This is a genomic window from Luteococcus sp. (genome assembly GCF_043424415.1).
Lineage (GTDB): Bacteria > Actinomycetota > Actinomycetes > Propionibacteriales > Propionibacteriaceae > Luteococcus.
In genome coordinates, this window is the sequence record NZ_JBHWOO010000225.1 from 1 (window position 1) to 4,449 (window position 4,449).

Sequence of the window (4,449 nt, forward strand, 5' to 3'; positions counted from 1 at the left end):
ACTCCTCGACTGCGCCCCATCGGTGCCTCCTCATCTGCTCCGAAACTTATGGTGTAAGAATAGGGCATTCATACAGTGTAAGAATGATCGGAATGGTTCATGGGGCCCACCGCGTTGTCGCGCAATCGCGACTTCCAGTTCCTGTTGTGGGGACGCACTTGCCAGATGACCGGCGGCGCGATGACCGCGCTCGCCCTGATGCTCCACACCTTCGACACGACGGGCAACAGTCGATGGGCCGGTGCGGTCATGGCTGGCTCCACAGTGGGCACGCTCGTCTTCAGCATCCCGGCCGGGGTACTGGTGGACCGGTGGAATCGACGCACCACCATGGTCGGCACCTCCCTGGGCCTCGCGCTGCTGCTGGTCTCCGTACCAGTCGCCGAAGCCGTTGGCGTCGCTCACCCCTGGCACCTGGTCACGATCTCGGTACTTGTCGGTGCTCTGGGGACCTTCTTCGCGCCCGCCGAGCAGGCCAGCCTGCAAGTCGTCGTCGCACCGCAGGAGCTCGCACCAGCGGCCTCGGTGAACCAGGCCCGCTCCGCGGTTGCGAACCTGCTGGGGCCTTCGCTGGCCGGTGCACTCTATGCCGTGGACGGGTCGCTGCCGTTGCTCGCGGACGCCCTGCTGAACCTCGTCGCGGCATTCCTGGTCAGTCGGATCCGTCCCCCGCTCGAAGCCGCCGCAAGGCCGGCCGGATCGCGAACCCTGGCGGACCTGGTGGCCGGTGGACGGTTCATCGTGCGGCACTCGGCCCTGCGAGCCGTCGTCCTGATGAACGCCATCGCATCCTTCGGTTTCGGTGGCCTGCTCGCCCTGATCACCCTGAGCTTCAAGGCCCACCGGGTTCCCGACGCGGTCATTGGCGGCATGCAGACCGCCTACGGAATCTCCGGGCTGCTGGGGGCGCTGGCCGGTCCGTGGCTCCTGCGGCGCTACAGGGTCTCGGTGCTCTTCATCGGCGGGGTGCTCGTCAACTGCGCCTGCGCCGCGGCGATGGCGGTGTGGAACCAGCCGGCTCAGATCATCGCCCTGCTGTGCCTGGCCTGCCTGGTGTTGCCGCCCGGCATCGCCGGAATCCAGGCCTTCCAGCTCACCATCACCCCCATTCATCTGCAGGGAAGGGTTGCGGGAGCGATGGGCTTCCTCACTGTGGGGCTTGCACCCGTTGCGACGGGACTCGCCGGCATCCTGGTGGGCCTTCCCTGGGAACTGGCGATCACTCCCTTCCTTGCGGCGATCGCCGTCACTGCCTTGATTGCAGTGGCGCATCCCGCAGTGCGGGGCCTTGGTCGGGTGGGATGAGCAAGATCATCAGCGGGCTGGAGTGGCGGGGCTGCCGGGCACGTGAGCTGCTCGCGCCGGGCTCGGGCACCACCTGGTGAACCGGGACGCGCCGGCGCACTCCTGCAGCTCGTGGATGCAGGTGCTGGCCCTGCGTCGATAGCCGAGGCCCTCGTAGAGGCCGAGGGCGCCGCTCGGGTTCTCGGTGTCAACGCCCAGCGCGGCCGCATCCATGCCTGCTGAGGTGAACAGGTGCATCGACTCGACCAGCAGCGCCCTGGCGACACCTCGTCCCCGGTAGTCCCGCAGGACGCCGAGTTCGTCGGTGTAACCCTGCCGGTGGTCGTCGCTCCAGTCCTGCTCGTAGGCGCAGTTCATCGCGACCCCCACCACCGCCAGGGTGTCGGCGTCCCGTGCCAGCAGTGACCATTCCGGGCGGAAGGCGGTGGCGGCCAGGCGATCGGCCCACATCTGCGGGCTGGCATCCGTGTGGCCCCAGTGGTCGCGGAAGGCCTGGTTCCTCACCTCGCGCGCCTCGTCCGCGAGGTCCGGATCCCACGGCGTGATGAGGATGCCTTCGGGACGGTCGCGGTTGGGGATGTCGGTGAGGGGGCGCTCCATCTCGAAGTAGTAGCGGGCGACGGCAAGACCGGCTCGTGTGGCGAGGTCCCGGATGTCGTCCTGGTCCACCGGCGCCAGCAGGCGCATCCGCAGCGGTCCGAAGCCTTCCTGACGGCTGGTCTGGTGCCAGGCCCTTCCGTGTGCCAGCTCCCACTCGAGCACCAGCCGTCCGATGCCCCGGCCACGCAGGCCGGGGTGGACGGCCCCACCGAGGAAGACCTCTCGCACGTCGGTGACCGACCTGTTGCACCCCGACCAGGCCGTCGCCACCACACGGCCCGACTGGTCGCGCGCAACCAGGGTGTCCTCCTCCGGCACGGAACGGGGAGAGTCCCAGAAGTCCTGGAGGTCGGCCAGCGAGGTGCGCTCGGGATTGCGGTCGAAGGACTCGACGGTCGCATAGAAATCCGCGACCTCGGGGAGGTCATCACGCTCGAAGGGGGTCCACGTGAACCCGGGGATCTGGGACAGATGGGTGCGGGCCGGGCTCTCGGCCTGCTGGTGCTCTGCGACGGGATCCATAGGCCAGATGCTCACACAGTCACTGCCGGAGGCGCGACGCATTTTCGGGGCGGGCCCACGTTCCCGGGCGAGGCGCTGGGAGCATTGGGTCATGGATTCCAGGACGGTCACGACGGACGATGGCGTGGCGCTGCATGTTGGTGTCCGGGGGAGTGGCCCCGATGTCGTCGTGCTGTCGGGCGGCCCCGGCTGCATCCACTACCTTGCCGGCGAGCAACTCGCACTGGAGGGCTTGCGCTGCTGGTACCCGGACCCGCGTGGCGTGGGCCGGTCCGGCGGTGGCCCACACGACATGGGTCGGGCCATTGCCGACCTGGAGGACATCCGCCGAGCCCTGGGCGTCGAGCGTTGGATCGTGCTGGGCCATTCCTGGGGCAGTGACCTCGCCGTCCGCTACGCCCTGGACCATCCCCGCAGCGTGCGAGGTGTCGTGGGGATGTGCGGCCACGGTCTGCACGACGACCGGGGCTGGGCCGCCGCCTACCGGGCGGGCGTGGGAACCCAGGAACAGATTCCGATCGACTTCGTCCCCGAGGTGCACGCCAGTCTGTGGTCCTCCTTCAAGGAGGACTGGATCCGGACGCCGGCACTGTGGCGCCGGCTGGCGGATTGCGATGTGCCGATGAGCTTCGTGGCTGCCGGTGATGACATCCGCCCCAGCTGGCCCGTGGAGCAGTTGGCGCGGCTCGTCCCGCGTGGTCGATTCCGCACCCTTCCCGGGCTCGTCCACGACTTCTGGACGACGGACCCACGTCGTTGGGTCCAGGAGTGCGTGGCCGAGTGTTGGTCAAAGGCATCGGCTGACTGGCCTCAGGCGCGTGGGTAGCGCAATTGGTAGTTGTGATGCAGTTCGCCTTGGCGGCCCCACTGGTCCTGCCACTCGTCCGCTTCAGCCCGGCGACGAGCCGGATCCATGGCTACTCGCCGACCTGACCGTCGATCGCCTCGCGCAACAAGTCGGCGTGGCCGTTGTGCCTCGCGTACTCCTCGATCATGTGCGCGAGAATCCACCGGAGGCTGGGTGCCGCGCCATCGGACCAAGTACGAGGAGTCACCTGCTCCAACCCATTGGCGGCGTACGCGGCCTCCGCAGCCGCCCGGGCTCGGGCGATAGCCTGCTCCCACATCGCCTTGAGCGCTTCTGGGGCATCGTACGCGGCCGACTCGAACTCCCAGTTCGGGGTTTCGGTCCAGTCCACGGAGGCCCAAGGCTCGCGGCGCGGTTCGTCCCCCAGCCAGTGGCCGAACCATTCGTCCTCGACGTAGACCAGGTGCTTCATCAGGCCACCGAGCGTCATGGCGGTGGGATGCAGTGGCTGTGCCAGCTGCGCGGCGGACAACCCGCTGGTCTTCCACGAGAAGGTGGCACGCTGCCAGTCCAGGAAGGCCGTGAGGGTCTCCCATTCGTCGCCCGTGAGGAGAGGCTCCGGGCGGCCATGCTCGTCGATGCTTGCCATGCTGGAACACTAGGTGCTGCAGGCCGCGATCACGGGATTGATGACGGTCGGCGTCTGGTGACCGGCACCAATGCTCCGCCCTGCTCAGCCGTGGAGCGCTGCCGTCGCTGACCTTCACTGGACATCGTGCGCGAGCTCAGCGATGACTCGGTTGGTCGGAACTCGTCCTCACCGGGTGGGCCGCTGGACGGGATGGTGAGTGAGCAGTTCGGGAATTCGGAAAGGACCGGAGGGCCGACGGAATCGTGAACCCGGTCGGGCGTGCCCGGTGAGAGTCAGTGCGCACCCCGCGGTCTGGGGTCCGCGGCGTCCACCTAGGCCAAGGTCCGTGGTGGGACAGTGTGGAAAGCCACCTGCCAAGGACCTTGGCCCAGGCCAAGGACTGGGTTCCCGACGAGTCACAGCTCGTCGTAGTAATGCCTTTGAACCCGCGACTACCGCATCACTTCTTGATCATGCCGTGCGGGTCGATGATGTACTTCAGGTCGGAGCCCTTGTCGAAGTCGGCGTAGGCCTTGGGGGCCTCGTCCAGGCTGATCACCTTGGGGTTCAGCATGTCGAGCAG

At 67.8% G+C, this 4,449-nt stretch carries 4 protein-coding genes; 2 read left to right on the forward strand and 2 right to left on the reverse strand.

Annotation, left to right across the window (positions count from 1 at the left end; all coding sequences use genetic code 11):
* The first annotated feature begins 99 nt into the window (after positions 1-99).
* Positions 100-1,305, forward strand: a complete 1,206-nt coding sequence (locus ACHFFZ_RS12985) for an MFS transporter (RefSeq protein ID WP_394277026.1) — start codon at positions 100-102, stop codon at positions 1,303-1,305.
* 9 nt (positions 1,306-1,314) lie between these two features.
* On the opposite strand, the gene ACHFFZ_RS12990 is transcribed toward ACHFFZ_RS12985, so the two are convergent.
* On the reverse strand, positions 1,315-2,427 hold the full coding sequence (locus tag ACHFFZ_RS12990) for a GNAT family N-acetyltransferase (protein WP_394277027.1): 1,113 nt from the start codon (positions 2,425-2,427) through the stop codon (positions 1,315-1,317).
* A 91-nt stretch (positions 2,428-2,518) separates the two neighbouring features.
* On the opposite strand from ACHFFZ_RS12990, the gene ACHFFZ_RS12995 reads away from it, so the two are divergent.
* Entirely contained in the window at positions 2,519-3,253 is a 735-nt protein-coding gene (locus ACHFFZ_RS12995) for an alpha/beta fold hydrolase (protein WP_394277028.1), read from the forward strand.
* 91 nt (positions 3,254-3,344) lie between these two features.
* On the opposite strand, the gene ACHFFZ_RS13000 is transcribed toward ACHFFZ_RS12995, so the two are convergent.
* Positions 3,345-3,884: a DinB family protein gene (locus ACHFFZ_RS13000; protein WP_394277029.1), complete on the reverse strand. Its 540-nt coding sequence runs from the start codon at positions 3,882-3,884 to the stop codon at positions 3,345-3,347.
* Between the last annotated feature and the right edge of the window lie 565 nt (positions 3,885-4,449).

Coding starts and splice junctions, on each gene's coding strand:
- ACHFFZ_RS12995 (WP_394277028.1), top strand. CDS start 2,519: ATGGATTCCAGGACGGTCACGACGGACGATGGCGTGGCGCTGCATGTT.
- ACHFFZ_RS13000 (WP_394277029.1), bottom strand. CDS start 3,884: ATGGCAAGCATCGACGAGCATGGCCGCCCGGAGCCTCTCCTCACGGGC.
- ACHFFZ_RS12985 (WP_394277026.1), top strand. CDS start 100: ATGGGGCCCACCGCGTTGTCGCGCAATCGCGACTTCCAGTTCCTGTTG.
- ACHFFZ_RS12990 (WP_394277027.1), bottom strand. CDS start 2,427: ATGGATCCCGTCGCAGAGCACCAGCAGGCCGAGAGCCCGGCCCGCACC.